Genomic DNA, 16,078 nt, shown 5'->3' with positions numbered 1-16,078 from the left:
AGGTAAACGGTAGTGGGCTTTCCCGCGTCAGGTCCACGCGGGTCCAACCAGCGAACGCCCCACGACGCCGGTGCACGCGACTGAGCGGCTGCCGACGTCGGACGCCTGGCGTGCAGCCATTAGGCTTGGAGGGTGGTTGACAGAAAAGACATTGGCTCCTGGCTGAGTGGCCCGGACACCTCGGGCATCTCCAAATATCCCGGCGAGCGGCTCGGCCTGCCCGAGGCCGGCCCGGGCTCCATGGCGAGGGCCGGGCGGCGGATACTTGGCATCTGCATTGACTGGGCTATCGCCTTGGTGATCAGCAACTTCGCCTTCAGCGGAAATCCGTGGGCTACGCTGGCAGTTTTCGCCGTGGAACAGATCCTCCTGATCGGAACCTTGGGCTACAGCATCGGCCATAGGGTGGCGGGAATCCATGTGGTGCGCCTCGGCGGCGGCCCCGCTGGTCCCTTGGCAGCTGTCGTGCGGACTGTTCTCCTGTGTCTGGTCATCCCTGCTGTGGTCTTTGATCCTGATCAGCGAGGCTTGCATGACAAAGCCTTCAACACCATACTCATCCGGATGTAGTCGCGCGCTAAACGGCGAACAGCCCCTGATCCTCTAAGAGGGTCAGGGGCTGTTCGCTTGTGTCCTGTAAGTCTTCCGGCGTGTCAGCGCCCGCGCGCGGCCTTGCGGTCGGGCCTGGCTTTGTAAGGATCGATGCCCTTGGGGATTGGCAGCCTGTTACCCAGGGAGCTGATTCGCTTGCTGACCGCGTTCACTTCGTTTTTGGTGAGCTCGTTTTTCATCTTGCCCATGGTCTTGGCTACCTTGTTCAGCGGGACCTGGCCCTCGCCGCGTCCGGACTCAAGGACGTGGATGGTGACGTTGGGAAGGATGCGGTTGAGCCGCTTCCGCTCGGCATCCACGAGGGTTTTGACGCGGTGGGATGGGCCTTCGCTGACCAGTACCACTCCCGGACGGCCAATGGCCATGAACACCGCATCCTGGGTGCGGGGGTTGACGGCTACCGGCTGGTCCTGGGTGATCCAGCCGCGGCGGAGGGTTCCCAGCGCTGCCCCTGAGGCTCCGGGCTGATTCTCGATCTGCGCGAACGCGGCACGTTCTGCCCTGCGTGAGAGGAGGAAGATCGCCGCCAGGAGTCCCAGCGGGATTCCGATGATCAGGCCGGTTACCCAGTTCTCCAACAGATAGCCGATGACGAACGCCACAGCCACCACGGCAAGGAATGCCAGCAGCATGATCCAGACGACCTGCGGATCACTCTTGCGGGTCATGGTGAAGACTTCGGCGATCTGCTTTAGCTGGCTGGGCTTTTTGGCCTTAACCTCTTTTGGCTTTCGCTGGAAAAGCCCACGCTTTGGTGCGTCGGCCGATGAAGTCGATTTGCTGGAATCAGGGGAGTTCGCCATAGTGCCTCAATTCTACGTGATCCCAGCCCGCTGGGTGAGCGGGTCACTGTGACGCAGAAGAGTATGTGGAAGCAGAAACGGCCACGACACCAGGGTGTCGTGGCCGCCTCGATGTTTAGCTGTGTGCTGCGAGGATGGTGGAGGCTTCCTGGCGGGTGGTGCCGGAAGATTCAATGTGGGCCAGCGCCGCGGGGATCTCCCAGCCCTTCTTGCGCATCGCGGTGGCCCACAAACGCCCCGCCCGGTACGAGGACCGGACCAGCGGCCCGGACATGACACCGAGGAATCCGATCTCTTCGGCCTCGTGCTGCAGATCCACGAACTCCTGCGGCTTGACCCACCGGTCCACGGGCAAATGCCGTTCCGACGGGCGGAGGTACTGGGTAATCGTGATCAGGTCGCAGCCAGCTGCGTGCAGGTCCCGCAGGGCCTCGGAAATCTCTTCGCGGGTCTCGCCCATCCCCAGGATCAAGTTGGACTTGGTCACCATGCCCAAGTCGCGGCCCTGGGTGATGACATCGAGGGACCGCTCATACCGGAAAGCCGGACGGATCCGCTTGAAAATCCTCGGCACGGTTTCAACGTTATGGGCGAACACCTCGGGCTTGGAATCACAAATAGCCGCGATGTGCTCGGGTTTGCCCGAGAAGTCAGGGATCAGCAGTTCAACGCCGGTTCCGGGATTCAGTTCGTGAATCTTCCGGACCGTCTCGGCGTACAACCACACGCCTTCATCGGCGAGGTCGTCACGGGCTACCCCGGTCACAGTGGCGTACCGCAACTGCATCGCCTGCACGGACCGTGCCACCTTGGTGGGTTCGAACATGTCCACCGGGGACGGCTTGCCCGTATCGATCTGGCAGAAATCACAGCGCCGGGTGCACTCGGACCCGCCAATCAGGAACGTGGCCTCTTTGTCTTCCCAGCACTCGAAAATGTTGGGACAACCGGCCTCCTCACACACAGTGTGCAGGCCTTCCTTCTTCACCAGGTTCTTCAGGCCGACAAATTCCGGACCCATCTGGACCTTGGCCTTGATCCACTCGGGCTTCCGCTCAACCGGGACCGCCGCGTTACGCTGCTCAACACGCAGCAACTTACGGCCTTCAGGTGCAAGTGTCACTGGAGGGCTCCTTCTGGCGCTGATACGAGGGCGTCCTCGTGCTTGCGGAACTCTTCCACGAAGCGGTCAATAATGTCGGCCGGATTGATGGTCTTTCCGGTTTCGATCGACATGGTGGTCACGCTGGCGTCGGTGATGCCGCAGGCGATGATCTGTTCATACGGGGCGAGGTCGTTGCTGCAGTTGATGGCGACGCCATGCATAGTGACCCCCTCCAACACGCGAATGCCTATGGCCGCGATTTTCCGGTCAGGGCCCTTGTCATCAGCGAGTACCCAGACGCCGGCCCGCCCCTTGACCGTCACCGCTTTGATCCCGTAGTCGGTCATCACAGCAATCATGATGGCCTCGAGGCGCTCCACGTAGTCACGGATACCGGCCCGGTTCTTCAGTTTGAGGATGGGATACGCGATGAGTTGGCCAGGTCCGTGCCACGTCAACTTTCCGCCCCGGTCCACGGGAACCACAGGAGTCCCGTCAAAGGGACGTTCGTGGTCCTCGGTGAGTTTGCCGGCCGTATAAACGGCGGCATGTTCAAGGAGGAGGACAGTGCTGTCATTCTCGCCCGCAACAACCTTGTTGTGGATCTCGCGCTGCAGGTCCCAGCCCTGCATGTAATCCACGAAATCCGGGGCAAGACCCAGCTGTGAAAACTCAAGAGTCATGCGTCCAAGCTTAGACCCAGCAGCGGAGTCGCCATGGTTTTGTGGTGAACCTCTCAGTCGCATCCAGCCGGGCCCTGTTCTGATGACGGGCACAGAGCGGCGCCTGTGGATAACTTCTGCGCGAGATCAGGCGGTCCGGTAAACCTTGACCATGGACAATGTGGATTCTGCCGCTGGCGCGGCGCCCATACTGCCGGGCTATTCGGTGTCGCGCCGATTGGGTCAGGGCGGCCAATCGTCAGTGTGGCTTGCCACCAGGGACAGGGACCGGTTCCCGTTCGCGGTCAAATACTCCCGTGCCGGTACTAACGACCCAGATTCGGCGGGGAACGCGGGTGACCTTGACGCTGTGCTCGGTGAAGCGCGGCTCCTCTCTCGAGTTCAGCACGACCACTTGGTCCGGATACACGATGTCCTTGAGATTAACGATGACCTCGAGCCAGGGCCCAGGCCCGGAACCGCCCTGGCCGTCGTCATGGATTACGCGGCGGGTGGCTCGCTGGCCAATCTGGTGGCAAGTCGAGGGAAGCTCACCATCGGCGAAACAGTCACGGTGCTGGTTCCTGTCGCCCAGGTTCTGTCTTTCCTCCATGCGCAGGGGATCGTCCACGGAGACGTTTCGCCGGGCAATGTTCTCTTCAGCGCCTCAGGTAAGCCGCTGCTTGCAGACTTGGGCCTGGCCCGGGTATTGGGAGGCTCCGAGCGGGATTCCGACGTCGGTACAGCGGGCTTCATTGACGTTCCTGAAGCAGCGCGCCGTCAGGAACCGTACATCGGGGCTTTGCGGCCTCATCGGGACATCTACTCATTGGGCGCCCTTGCTTGGTTCTGCCTGACGGGAAGAAGCCCGGAGTCCACGATGCACCGCCCGCCGTTATCCCTCCTGGTACCCGATGTGCCGAAGGCTTTGGCGAGTGTTGTGGAGAGCGCCCTGAACGAGGATCCCAGCGCACGCCCCGAGGGCCGGGAATTCGCGACGGCGGTCTTCCGGACTGCGGCGCCCGAGCCGTTGGATTTATCAGGAGTGGTCCACTCGTCCGTCCTCCCCGATTTAGTGACCAGCCGCCAAGCTGTGGCTCGCTCCGGGGCAATGGTCTCATCAGTATCAAGACTGCTGCTCCGCTTCCGCAGCCTGCCCCTGTCGCGAGGTCTGCCCCAGTGGCGAAGCCTTTCCCAGTCGCTGAGCCGGACGCCGGTTGCCGGAGCGGGACGGCGGATTGATACAGACGCGAAGGTGGGGACGAAGCAGGAGGGCGCCGAGGGGCGGCCCGTTGACCGACGTAGGCGCCACCTGCAACGGCGGTGGTACCACCCCCGGAGTTTTCGAGTGATGCTTGGCCTGCTCGTGGCTGCCGTGCTCACTGTAGGGACAGTCGCGTGGGCTTCTGCGCAGGGGGACCGGTTTCCAGCACGTGAACCGCAGGCCAGCGCCCTGCAAACCGGGGCAGCCGCGGAGTCGAAGGCCAACGGCATTCCGGAGCTGCTGGAAACGCAACGTCGTTCCGAGGATCCCGTCATTGCCGTGCAGGCGCTGTCCGCGCTGCGCGACCTTGCTTTGAGCCAACAGCGGCCCGAACTGTTAGGGCTGGTCAACGCGCCCGGGTCCACCGCCCAAAGTGCCGATTCCGCGCTGGCAGCGCGACTCGCCAATGACGGCACCCGGCTTACGGGTCTCACGACGGCGGTCACTGACGCAGCCGTCGTCGGAACGCCCAGGCCGGACGACGCCGTGGTCACCCTGACCACGGCTCTGTCCGGCTATCAGGAAACGACCGGTGCCGGCGTCGTCGTCGCGACGCACGGCGCTGGGTCGCGGCAGCATCTTCGACTGCATCTGGTGCGCTCCGCCAACCTTTGGTATGTGGCGGATGTAGAGGATCCTCTCCCCGGCGGTTGACTGGCCGGACTACGTTCTTGGGCTAAGTTCTCGGTTCTTGGGCTAGGGTCTCGGTTCTTGGGCTGGGGTCTTCCTGCCCGTCAGTGCGTCGACGCCGTGCTCAACCAAGACATCGCGTCTGCCAAGGAAGGGTGCTGCCACTGGAATCCAGCCTCGGCCAGCCGGGCTGGCTCCATCCGCTGGTTGGCCAAAACCAGCTCATTCGCAAGCTGCCCCAGAACGAGCCGAAGTACTGTCCGGGGTACCCGCAGAAAGGCCGGGCGGTGGAAGGTTTTTGCGAGCTGGGAAACGATAGTGTTGACGTCCGCGCTTTCCGGCGCGCAGAGATTGACGGGCCCCTCAAGGTCCGAGGTGAGGAGGTAGGCCAGACCAGCCACCTCATCAGCCAAGGTAATCCAAGGCCAGTACTGGCACCCGTCGCCGAAAGGCCCTCCGATACCTAGCTTCAAGAGCGGCAGGAGCGGGCCAAGTGCGCCGCCGTGGGTGCTGAGCACCACGCCCGTGCGCGGGGTGGCAACTCGCACGCCCGTCGGCGCCGTGTGGGCCGCGCGTTCCCAGTCCACGCACAAGGGGCCCAATACTCCACCACCGGGGCCAGCGTCTTCGCGCAGCACACCCTCGCTGGAAGCTCCGTAATACCCGGAAGCTGACTGGCTGATAAAGGCCGCCGGCGGGTTGCTGAGTTGGCGCATGGCAGCGGTGAGGGTGTTCGTGGGCTGAAGGCGCGAGTCGCGGAGGACCTGGATACGATGCTTTGTCCAAGGCCGGTCCCCGATGCCGGCGCCCGAGAGGTTGACCACCGCATCAGCCCCGTCGAGGGCGGAGGGGTCGAGCTCTCCTTTCGCCGGATCCCACGTTCGTTCCCCTGATGAGCGGGCAGGGCGCCGCACCAAGCAGATGACCTCGTGGCCGATCGCGGTTAACTGTTCCGACAAGGCCGTGCCGATCAGTCCGGAAGCTCCTGACACTACTATTCGCATGACCCATCTCACCATGTGTGTGGCCCGTGGCCGAAACGCCTCCGCGTGCGGCGGGCGTTAGGCGTGTCGTGACTATGATCGAACAATGACCTCCTCCAGCTACCTTCGTTTCCCGCATGTGTTCGGCGACCTGGTCACCTTCGTGGCCGAGGACGACGTCTGGATAGCGCCAAGCTCCGGCGGCCGCGCCTGGCGGGTCTCCTCCCAACAGTTGCCAGCACGGAACCCACGGTTCAGCCCGGACGGGAAGCAACTCGTGTGGACGGCTGTGGTGGGCACCTCGCCGGAGGTTGTCACTGCCAACGTCGACGGCGGCGGTTACAGGCAGTTGAGCTACTTCGGCCACAGCACGACGAAAGTCAGGGGATTCACATCCTCCGGCGATGTAGTGGTGACCAGCGCGTTCCAGCAGGCGGAGAGCCGCCACACGCATGCATACAGCCTGCCCCTCACCGGTGGTGCCGCCGTCGAGCTTCCCTTCGGTCCGGTTGAGTCGGTCGCGTTCGGGCCCGAGGTTGGCGACGAGAAGCCAGTGGTGCTGGCCAGCGTCCTGTCACGTGAGCCCGCGTGGTGGAAGCGCTACCGCGGCGGCACTGCCGGCAAGTTGTGGATCGACGCCGACGGCAACGGCGAATTCGAACGCCTCGTGCCCGAACTTGACGGCAACCTGACCGATCCGCTGTGGGTCAGGGGACGGATCGCGTTTCTTTCGGACCATGAGGGATACGGCAACCTCTATTCCGTGCTGCCGGATGGTTCGGACCTGCGCAGACACACCGACCACCAGGACTTTTACGTCCGGCACGCCAGCACTGATGGCACCCGTGTCATCTTCGAGTCCGCTGGCCAACTGTGGATGCTTCCTTCCCTTGAACCTGGTGTGGAAGCGGCGCGCATAGAGGTAAATCTGGGCTCGGCTTCGCCGGGCCGTCGTCCCGCTCCGTTGAAGGTACAGGCACATCTCGGCGACGTCGTTCCGAGCCACGCAGGTACGGCAAGCGCCGTGGAGACGCATGGAACCCTTCACTGGCTCCGTCACAAGGACGGCCCATCACGGGTGGTTGAAGCAACCCCGGGGGTCCGCGCCCGCCTGCCACGACCACTGAACGACGGCCGGATCGCCTATGTCGCTGACCACGGGGGAGTGGAAGCCCTCTACATCAAGCCGGTCATTTCCCGGCCGGTGGCAGCAGCACCGGAGCGGCCGCCCGTGGAGGCCGCTGCTTCCTCGCCCGCTGTTTCGGGGGTAGCGGCAGAGCAGTTGCCCAAGCCGGTCTCTGCGTCCAATGTGCTGGGACAGAAGGGGCCGGAACAAAAGGGGCTGGAACAAAACGGGCCCCGACGGGACGCCGCGAACGTTCCGGCGTCAGAATCCGGCGGGAACGTCAACCAATCGGCAGACTCCGACTCGGCAAACGCCGACTCGGCAAGCAACATACCAGCCAGCAACGAACCGTCCGCGGACACCGCCAGTGGAGCCGCAGGCGGTCAGGCGACCGAGAACCGTTATCCCACACCCGGTGTCGACGCTTCGGAAGGTCTCCGGATCGAGTTCCCGACTCCTACCCGCACCAGCGCGCTCGCAGCCAGCCCTGACGGTCGTTGGTTGGCGGTCGGCACCTCCTTCGGCGATGTCTTTGTTGCCAATACTTTGACCGGCGAACTTTCCAGCCTGATCAGCGTGGGCGAAGGGAGCATAGACCAACTCGCTTGGTCCAGGGACTCACAGTGGCTGGCGTGGGCTGAACCGGTGACGTCCTTCGGATCACGCACGAAGCTGCGCATGACCCGCCCGGCCGATCCGGACTCCGTCATCGTCGATGTGACCGATGGTCGCTTCTGTGATGACTCGCCGAGCTTCACGCCGGATGGAAAGTTCCTTGCGTTCCTTTCCAACCGGAGCTTCGACCCCGTTTATGACGGACATGCTTTTGATCTGTCTTTCCCCAGCCCTATCAAGCCGTATCTTGTGGCCCTGGCCGCCGATACACCTTCCCCGTTCGGGCCAAGCGTTGACACGCTCGACGCTACCGAAGCGCCGGAGCCTGAAGGGCAGGAGCCGTCCGACGACGGTACTCCCGCGGTGAAGGTCGACGCCGAAGGGCTGGCCCACCGCGTCATCACGGTCCCCGTGCCCCAGGGCAACTATTCCGACTTGGCAGCTGTAGAGGGCGCCCTGCTGTGGCTCGACAACGAACTCTCCGGTGTGACCGGTGAAGGCAAGGGATCCCTGCAGGACAAGGCCTCCCCGCCGTCGCTGGTCCGCTACGACCTTGGCAAACGTAAACCAGCCACGCTCGTATCCGCGGTGGACAGGTACCGTGTGTCCGGAGACGGTCAGCGGGTAGTTTTTGTCCTTGGCCAGCAGGTCAGCTCCGTGCCTGCCGACAGCAAGGTCGACGACGATTCCGAAGAGCTGGTCAAGGTGGATCTCACCCGGATACGGGTGATTCTGGATCCGGTGTCCACCTGGAAACAGGCCTTCGATGAAGCATGGCGTTTGCAGCGTGACTTCTTTTGGGCCCCCGACATGGCAGGACTGGATTGGGGCTCCATTCATCAGAGGTACAGGCCAATTGTGGACCGCCTTGGCTCCCATGATGACCTCGTTGACCTCCTGTGGGAGATCCACGGCGAGCTCGGGACCTCCCACGCGTATGTGAAACCCGCACTTGTCACCGAACCGGGCTGCACCGGCCAAGGAAGGCTCGGTGCCGAATTCCGGTTCGGCTCCCTGGGCTGGGAGATCACACGTATTTTGGCAGGTGAGTCCTCGGACCCCCTAGCGACCTCGCCCCTGACGCGACCGGGAGTCAACGCCAAGGTGGGCGACGTCTTGCTGGCGATCGACGGCGTCGAACTTTCCGCGGCTGTGACACCGGCCATGCAGTTGGTGGGAGCGGCAAGCCGTAGCGTCGAGTTGACGTTGTTGAACGGCGACGAGCACGGTTCAGATGCCGGGGCGCAACGTCGTGTTGCTGTGGTTCCTATCCGTGACGAAGAACGGCTCCGCTACCAAGAGTGGGTGCGCGGTAACCGACGCACTGTCCGTGAAGCGTCTGAAGGTAAATTCGGTTACCTCCACATTCCGGACATGATGGCCCACGGTTGGGCGCAGCTGCACCGGGACCTCGACACGGAAACGTCCATGGATGGCTTGATCGTGGATGTCCGCCGCAACCGCGGCGGCCACACCTCGCAGCTCGTGGCCGAACTCATTGGCCGCAAGGTGACGGGTTGGAGCATGCCTCGCGGCGAGAAGCCGCGGACCTACCCGCACCATGCACCGCGGGGACCGGTGATCATTCTTGCTGACGAGTTTGCAGGCTCCGACGGCGACATCATCACGCAAGTTTCTAAACTGCGCGGAATCGGCCCGGTGATCGGCACACGGACATGGGGCGGCGTGGTGGGCATCGATAACAGGTTCGCCTTGGCCGATGGAACAGGCGTCACCCAGCCGCGCTACGCAACGTGGTTTTCCGGAGGCATCGGGTGGGACGTCGAAAACAGGGGTGTCGACCCGGACATTGAGGTACTTTTCCCGCCACACGCTTACGCCGCAGGGACTGATCCCCAGCTTGAATACGGCATAGGCGCACTGAAGGAAATGGTCCAGGAATTGCCTACCGATCGTCCTCCGGTCCGTGAGGGATACCGTCGCGTCCGTCCGGAACCGTTGCCTTCCCGTCCCCAGAACGGATAGGTTTCAACGTTCCAACAAAAGAGCCCCGCATTTTCCTTGAGGGAAATGCGGGGCTCTTTGATGTGGCTCAATGTTGAGCCGGCTGGTTACTATGCCGCGAGGGTGGCGTCCAGAGTGATATCGATGCTGGCCAGGGCGCCTGATACGGGGCAGCCGGTTTTTGCGTCCTCGGAGATGCGACGGAAGTCCTCTTCAGAGAGGCCCGGAACCTTGGCTGTCATGGTGAGGTGGCTGCCTGTGATTCCGGTTCCCGGAACGAAGGTGACCTCAGCCTTGGTGTTAACTTCCTCCGCGGTGAAGCCTTCTCCGGCGAGGGCGTGGCTGAAGGCCATGGAGAAGCAAGCGGAGTGGGCAGCAGCAATGAGTTCCTCGGGGCTCGTCTTCCCACCGGACTGCTCGGTACGTGCCTTCCAGGTGACATCGAACGTCCCCAAGCCCGAGCTGTCCAGTGTGGTGTTGCCGGCGCCCTCGATCAGGTTGCCGTTCCAAACCGTGTGTGCGGTGCGTGTTGCTGCCATGTCCACTCCTTTGGGTCGTTGTGAGTCGGCAACCGGCTTTGCCGGATGCCACCGGAATCCATCCTAGGGATTAGGCCAGCCGACTGCACGATCATTCCGCTGTCGGTGGATTGTGACCCCTGGACACGTTGGGCCTACGACGGCGGGCCGGCAGGGACTAGTTCCAGATGGTGGCGATAGCGATATTCACTAAGGCAAGTCCGCCAACGCCGTGTGCCAGGCCGGTGGATACTTCTTCGCCCTTTTTGACCTTCCGTGTACCGATGACGGCAAGCACGGCCACGGCTACGCCGATGGCAAACTTGATACCTAGTTTGAAGTAGTTGGGGTCCGCGTCCGGGAGCAGGGGGAGGATCCCCATCATGGCGATGCCAGTCACGAGCTGAACGAAGGCGCCATCCCGCTGGCGGGGGTGAACTGTGGGCTGTTTCATGGTGGCGATCCAGTAGCCAACGATCATGGCCGCGCCAACGATGTGCAGGAACAGCAAAATGCTGAAGAGAATACTCATGATCACAGCCTATCCAGTTACTTCTACGTAACGTAGCAAAGCCACGCTGCGGGAAGCACAGCAAAGGGGCAGGCAACCGGTTGAAGGTTGCCTGCCCCTAAGGTCTGGCTGGGTGCTGTCTGGCTAGTCCCTTGGTGGGAGAGGAGACGTTAGAGGCCGAGGTCGGCTTCGAATGCGCCCTCTTCAAGGCGGGCCTTGAGGGTCTGCAGGAAGCGTCCGGCGTCCGCGCCGTCCACCAGGCGGTGGTCATACGTCAGCGACAGGTACATCATGGACCGGATAGCGATCGAATCGTCGCCGTTTTCGTCTGCAACCACGACTGCGCGCTTGACGATCGCGCCGGTGCCCAGGATGCCGACCTGGGGCTGGTTGATGATCGGGGTGTCGAAAAGCGCTCCAACAGAACCGATGTTGGTGATGCTGAACGTGCCCCCGGAGAGCTCGTCAGGGCCGATCTTTCCGTCGCGGGTGCGTCCTGCGACGTCGGCGATCTTGCTGGCCAGGCCAGCAAGGTTGAGGTTTCCGGCGTCGGAAATGACCGGCACCAGAAGGCCCTTGTCGGTGTCGACTGCAATCGCCAGGTGTTCGGCGTTGTGGTAGGTGATCTCCTGCTTCGCTTCGTCATAAGCAGCGTTCAGCTTGGGGTGCTGCTTCAACGCTTCAGCCACTGCCTTGGCGATAAACGGCAGGAAGGTCAGCTTGACGCCGTTCTGGGCCTGGAACGAGTTCTTGGCCTTGAGGCGCAGCTTGGCGATCTTGGTCATGTCGACCTCGTGCACCTGCGTCAGCTGGGTGGAAATCTCCAGTGATTCGCGCATGCGACGGGCGATGACCTGACGGATACGGGGTGCCTTTTCCGTTGTCCCACGCTTGGAAGATGCCACAACAGGGGCAGCGGTCTTGGCGGCGGGAGCCGCGGCAGGTGCCTGTGCAGCGGGTGCTGCGGCAGCCTGCTTGGCTTCAGCGGCGGCGAGGACGTCCTGCTTGCGGATGCGTCCTCCGACGCCGGTGCCGGAGACTGAGGCGATGTCCACGCCGTGCTGGTTGGCGAGCTTACGAACCAGGGGAGTAACGTAGCCGGACTCGGAGGCAGGAGCCTCAGCTGCTGCAGGAGCCTCAGCTGCCTGAGCAGCGGGGGCCGGTGCGGCGGGGGCCGGTGCGGCGGCAGGGGCTGGAGCAGCAGGCGCAGCCGCGGGAGCAGCAGGAGCTGGTGCGGCGGCCGGCGCTGGAGCGGCGGGTGCTGCGGCAGGAGCCGCGGCTGCTGCTCCGGAACCGATAACTGCCAGGACCGAACCGACTTCGGCGGTCTCGTCCTCGTTGACGCGGATTTCCTGCAGTGTTCCCGCAACAGGAGACGGAATCTCGGTGTCTACCTTGTCCGTGGAGACTTCCAGGAGCGGCTCGTCGACCTCGACGGTGTCTCCCACAGCTTTCAGCCAACGGGTGACGGTACCTTCGGTGACGCTTTCGCCCAAGGCAGGGAGGGTGACTTCGTGGCTGTCACCTGATGCGGCGGGCGCTTCGACGGCCGGTGCTTCCTGTTCTGCGGGAGCTGCAGGCGCTTCTGCGGCGGGAGCCTGCTGTTCGGCGGCAGCGGGAGCCTCCGCGGCCGGGGCTTCCTGTTCGGCAGGTGCTCCGGAGCCGTCGCCGATGCGGACCAAGGGGGCGCCAACTTCGGCCGTCTCGTCTTCAGCGACGAGGATTTCTTCGATGACGCCTGAGATCGGAGAAGGGATTTCGGTGTCTACTTTGTCGGTTGAAACCTCGAGCAACGGCTCGTCGATCTCCACCCGGTCACCAACCTGCTTGAGCCAGCGGGTGACGGTTCCTTCGGTGACACTCTCACCGAGGGCGGGCAAGTTAACGGATTCAGACATGTCGTCCCCGTTCTCCTTATTGATCTATGTGCGGATGAATGCTGCTGGTCCGGACTGGTGCATGCGGCATATCCCGCGGCAGGCACCAGTCCGATTGTCTTGGGTGAAGACTTAGCCGTGGAGCGGCTTGCCCGCGAGGGCGAGGTGGGCTTCGCCCATTGCTTCGTTCTGGGTGGGGTGTGCGTGGACCAGCTGGGCCACGTCCTCCGGGTAAGCTTCCCAGTTCACGATCAGCTGGGCCTCGCCGATCTGCTCACCCATGCGCGAGCCGATCATGTGAACGCCGACGACGGGGCCGTCCTTCTGGCGCACCAGCTTGACGAGGCCGCCCGTGCCGAGGATGGAACTCTTGCCGTTGCCCGCAAGGTTGTATTCCTGTGTCTGCACCTGGTCGTCGCCGAACTTTTCCTTGGCGGCCTTTTCGGTGTAACCGACCGTGGCGATTTCAGGCTCGCAGTAGGTGACCTTGGGGATGTTGATGTCCTCGACGATCACCGGGTTGAGGCCGGCGATTTCTTCCGCAACAAAAATGCCCTGCTGGTAGCCGCGGTGTGCGAGCTGGACGCCGGGAACGATGTCGCCCACTGCGTAGATGTTGCCGACGCCGGTGTGGAGGCGCTCGTTGGTGATGACAAAGCCGCGGTCGATGGTGATGCCCGCTTCTTCGTAGCCCAGGTTGGCGGTCACAGGACCGCGGCCAACGGCAACGAGGAGGAGGTCGGCTTCGAACGTCTGCCCGTCAACCAAGGTGACCTTGACGCCGTCGTCGTTCTGTTCCACTCCCTGGAAGAAGATTCCGGTGGTGAACTTGATGCCGCGCTTCTTGAATGCACGCTCAAGGTTCTTGACGATCGCGGCGTCCTCGTTGGGAACCAAGGAGGGAAGGCCTTCGATGATGGTCACGTCGACGCCGAAGGACTTCCACACGGAAGCGAATTCGACGCCGATAACGCCGCCACCGAGGACGATCGCGCTCTTGGGGATGTAGTCCATGGTGAGGGCTTGGTCGGAGGTGATGACCTTGCCGCCGATTTCCAGGCCGGGCAGGGAGCGGGAGTAGGAACCCGTTGCCAGGACGATGTTCTTGCCCGTGTAGGACGTGCCGTTCACGACGACGGTGTTGTTGCCCTGGAGCTTGCCTTCGCCCTCAATGACCGTGATGCCCTTGGACTTGATCAGTCCTTGGAGGCCTTTGAACTTGCCGGCGATGATGCCGTCCTTGTACGCGTTGACCGCCGACATGTCGATGCTGTCGAGCGTGACGTTGACGCCGTACTTAGCGGAATCGCGTGCGTGGTCGGCCAGTTCGGCCGAGTGCAGGAGTGCCTTGGTGGGGATACAGCCATTGTGCAGGCAAGTCCCGCCGAGTTTTCCTTTTTCCACCAGCCCAACGGTGAACCCAAGCTGAACGGCCCGAAGGGCAGTCGCGTAGCCGCCGCTGCCGCCACCGAGTACCAGGATGTCGAATTCTTGCGCAGTTGCCTGATCGGCCACTAAAACGCTCCCTCGCGTGAACGATGGCACGGGACTACATGCCATCTGGTCTTTGGAACTTGTTCTGCCGTGATTATGCCAGCACCTAAGTTCTCTTGCATTTGTGACTATCGAGTTCACCTTAGCGAACCACCTACCCATGCTCCACCCTCCGCGGGCGTTTGTGGAGCGCTTGTGTCCAGACTCACGTTAGCTTGTGACGCAGCCCTTCACCCCGCATAATTCCGGGGTTGCACAGGCAGGCGAACACGTTCGCCTGCCTGTGCAACCCCGGGGACCCGTAGGTCCAGGGAGCCTTGCCTAGGCAGTGGCTCCCAAGAGGTCCTCGGCGTAGGCCACCAAGGTGCGTACCGTGCACCCGGTTCCCTGCTTGGGTGTGTATCCGTAGGGGCTCCCGTTGTTGAACGAGGGACCCGCGATGTCCACGTGGGCCCACGGAATCTGCTGGCCTTCGCCGTCGCGGCCCACGAATTCCCGCAGGAACACGGCCGCGGTCATCATGCCGCCATGGCGCTCACCAATGTTCGCGAGGTCCGCAACCTGCGAATCGAGGCTCGGGCGCAGTTCTTCGGGCAGCGGCATCGGCCAGACGAGCTCGCCCGCCCGATCAGCTGCGGCTTTAAGTGCCGAGGTAACCGAATCCGAACCCATGACACCTGCGGTGCGCATACCGAGCGCGACCAACTGTGCACCCGTCAGCGTGGCGACGTCGATAATCGCATCGGGCTCCTCCTGGCTGGCGGCTACGATGCCGTCGGCCATGACGAGGCGCCCTTCGGCGTCGGTGTTGAGGACCTCCACCGTCTTGCCGCCATAGATGGTCAGGACGTCCGCCGGCCGCTGGGCCGCACCCGAGGGCATGTTCTCGGCAATGCAGAGCCAGGCGGTTGCCTTGACGGGCAGACCCAGGGAGGCAATGGCCAGCACGGCATTCAGCACGACGGCGGCCCCTGCCATATCGCTCTTCATGTCTCCCATGCCCAAGGCTGGCTTGATCGAAATTCCACCGGAATCGAACGTGATGCCCTTACCCACAAGAGCGATCTTGCGGGTGGCTTTTGCCGGGGCGTACTCGACTTTCACCAACCGGGGCTGCCGGGTGGAACCCTTTCCGACCCCAAGGATTCCGCCAAATCCTTCCTTTTCCAGCCGCTTCTCATCCCAGACGGTCACCTTGACGGGGAGCCCCTTGGCAAGTTCCTTGGCGGACTCCGCGAAGGACTCGGGGTAGAGATGGCTCGGTGGCTGGTTCACCAGGGTGCGGGTGGCGTTGACTGCACGGGCCAAAACGACGGCGCGGTCCAGCGCGGGCTGAGCAGCTTTGGCATCAACGTCCGAAAGGATGAGGGCCTTGGCTACCGGCGTCTTCAGCCCATCCGTGCTGGATCGGTGCTCCGTGTAAGAGTAGGAACCAAGAGCGGCACCCTCCGCCACGGCCGCGACGTCGCCAATGGTCGCCGTCGGAAGTGCCAACGTCACCGACGACAAGCCAGCGAGCTGGCGGACGGCCGAGCCCGCGGCGCGCCGCAACGACTCCTCCGAAAGTGATTCGGTGGCGGCGAGCTTACCGACACCGGCCAACACCAGGATTCCGGAGCCTGTCTCCGGAAGGCCCGGAAGCCTGTGGACCTGGTCCGGGGCGCCCGTGATGCCCAGAAGCTGAAGGGAATTCTGCAGCGACTCGGCGGCCTTGGCACTCAGGGGGTTGGCCAGGAGGGCCGGCCCGTCCGTACCTTGCGCAACTCCGATGACGAGTGCGTCGCTGGAGGCCTTTTTCAGGTCCTTAGCGATGATGCCCAGGATGATGTCAGTAGTCTTGACCACGAGGATGTTTCCTCACTTCTCTCTGCATTGCTTGGCGGCGCCGCATGTTTGGCGGCCTGCACGGTACA

The 16,078-nt window shown here is 63.1% G+C and carries 12 protein-coding genes; 3 read left to right on the top strand and 9 right to left on the bottom strand.

Annotated features, from left to right (window positions below):
- Positions 1-132: 132 nt before the first annotated feature.
- Entirely contained in the window at positions 133-570 is a 438-nt protein-coding gene (locus SB659_RS07655) for an RDD family protein (RefSeq protein WP_284979564.1), read from the top strand.
- A gap of 83 nt (positions 571-653) precedes the next feature.
- Here the strand turns inward: SB659_RS07655 and SB659_RS07650 are convergent, their stop codons facing one another.
- The 3 genes from SB659_RS07650 to lipB all read right to left on the bottom strand — a co-directional run bounded on the left by SB659_RS07650 (position 654) and on the right by lipB (position 3,203).
- Complete coding sequence (locus tag SB659_RS07650; RefSeq protein ID WP_284976077.1) at positions 654-1,415, bottom strand: DUF4191 domain-containing protein; 762 nt, start codon at positions 1,413-1,415, stop codon at positions 654-656.
- Between the two features lie 115 nt (positions 1,416-1,530).
- Positions 1,531-2,538, bottom strand: coding sequence for a lipoyl synthase (lipA, locus tag SB659_RS07645; RefSeq protein ID WP_284979565.1), 1,008 nt, complete (start codon positions 2,536-2,538; stop codon positions 1,531-1,533).
- Positions 2,535-3,203, bottom strand: a complete 669-nt coding sequence (lipB, locus tag SB659_RS07640; protein WP_410550014.1) for a lipoyl(octanoyl) transferase LipB — start codon at positions 3,201-3,203, stop codon at positions 2,535-2,537. Before lipB ends, lipA begins: the two co-directional genes overlap by 4 nt.
- 151 nt (positions 3,204-3,354) lie before the next feature.
- Here lipB and SB659_RS07635 point away from each other — a divergent pair, with 151 nt between their 5' ends.
- The gene (locus SB659_RS07635; protein ID WP_410550013.1) at positions 3,355-5,100 is read left to right on the top strand and encodes a protein kinase domain-containing protein; all 1,746 of its coding nucleotides are present in this window, start codon (positions 3,355-3,357) and stop codon (positions 5,098-5,100) included.
- A gap of 80 nt (positions 5,101-5,180) precedes the next feature.
- On the opposite strand, the gene SB659_RS07630 is transcribed toward SB659_RS07635, so the two are convergent.
- Positions 5,181-6,080, bottom strand: coding sequence for a TIGR01777 family oxidoreductase (locus tag SB659_RS07630; RefSeq protein WP_284979567.1), 900 nt, complete (start codon positions 6,078-6,080; stop codon positions 5,181-5,183).
- Between the two features lie 85 nt (positions 6,081-6,165).
- On the opposite strand from SB659_RS07630, the gene SB659_RS07625 reads away from it, so the two are divergent.
- Positions 6,166-9,786, top strand: coding sequence for a S41 family peptidase (locus SB659_RS07625; protein WP_410550012.1), 3,621 nt, complete (start codon positions 6,166-6,168; stop codon positions 9,784-9,786).
- A gap of 89 nt (positions 9,787-9,875) precedes the next feature.
- On the opposite strand, the gene SB659_RS07620 is transcribed toward SB659_RS07625, so the two are convergent.
- The 5 genes from SB659_RS07620 to SB659_RS07600 form a co-directional block, all read right to left on the bottom strand.
- A complete protein-coding gene (locus SB659_RS07620) occupies positions 9,876-10,304 on the bottom strand; it encodes an OsmC family protein (protein ID WP_410550011.1) in 429 nt (142 codons plus the stop codon).
- 157 nt (positions 10,305-10,461) lie between these two features.
- Positions 10,462-10,815, bottom strand: coding sequence for a hypothetical protein (locus SB659_RS07615; RefSeq protein WP_284979570.1), 354 nt, complete (start codon positions 10,813-10,815; stop codon positions 10,462-10,464).
- 149 nt (positions 10,816-10,964) lie between these two features.
- Complete coding sequence (gene sucB / locus SB659_RS07610) at positions 10,965-12,692, bottom strand: 2-oxoglutarate dehydrogenase, E2 component, dihydrolipoamide succinyltransferase (protein WP_410550010.1); 1,728 nt, start codon at positions 12,690-12,692, stop codon at positions 10,965-10,967.
- Positions 12,693-12,803: 111 nt separating this feature from the next.
- On the bottom strand, positions 12,804-14,186 hold the full coding sequence (lpdA, locus tag SB659_RS07605; protein ID WP_284976068.1) for a dihydrolipoyl dehydrogenase: 1,383 nt from the start codon (positions 14,184-14,186) through the stop codon (positions 12,804-12,806).
- A gap of 300 nt (positions 14,187-14,486) precedes the next feature.
- Positions 14,487-16,010 (bottom strand): leucyl aminopeptidase, encoded by a 1,524-nt coding sequence (locus tag SB659_RS07600; protein WP_410550009.1) that lies wholly within the window; start codon positions 16,008-16,010, stop codon positions 14,487-14,489.
- Positions 16,011-16,078 lie beyond the last annotated feature (68 nt).

This window comes from Arthrobacter sp. SIMBA_036, from assembly GCF_046535135.1.
GTDB lineage: Bacteria > Actinomycetota > Actinomycetes > Actinomycetales > Micrococcaceae > Arthrobacter.
This window is presented reverse-complemented; position numbering and strand designations above follow the sequence as displayed.

Bases quoted from the DNA above. Each gene is read 5' to 3' on its own strand.
- SB659_RS07635 (WP_410550013.1), top strand. From the start codon at position 3,355: ATGGACAATGTGGATTCTGCCGCTGGCGCGGCGCCCATACTGCCGGGC.
- SB659_RS07630 (WP_284979567.1), bottom strand. From the start codon at position 6,080: ATGCGAATAGTAGTGTCAGGAGCTTCCGGACTGATCGGCACGGCCTTG.
- SB659_RS07625 (WP_410550012.1), top strand. From the start codon at position 6,166: ATGACCTCCTCCAGCTACCTTCGTTTCCCGCATGTGTTCGGCGACCTG.
- sucB (WP_410550010.1), bottom strand. From the start codon at position 12,692: ATGTCTGAATCCGTTAACTTGCCCGCCCTCGGTGAGAGTGTCACCGAA.
- SB659_RS07620 (WP_410550011.1), bottom strand. From the start codon at position 10,304: ATGGCAGCAACACGCACCGCACACACGGTTTGGAACGGCAACCTGATC.
- SB659_RS07615 (WP_284979570.1), bottom strand. From the start codon at position 10,815: ATGAGTATTCTCTTCAGCATTTTGCTGTTCCTGCACATCGTTGGCGCG.
- lipB (WP_410550014.1), bottom strand. From the start codon at position 3,203: ATGACTCTTGAGTTTTCACAGCTGGGTCTTGCCCCGGATTTCGTGGAT.
- SB659_RS07650 (WP_284976077.1), bottom strand. From the start codon at position 1,415: ATGGCGAACTCCCCTGATTCCAGCAAATCGACTTCATCGGCCGACGCA.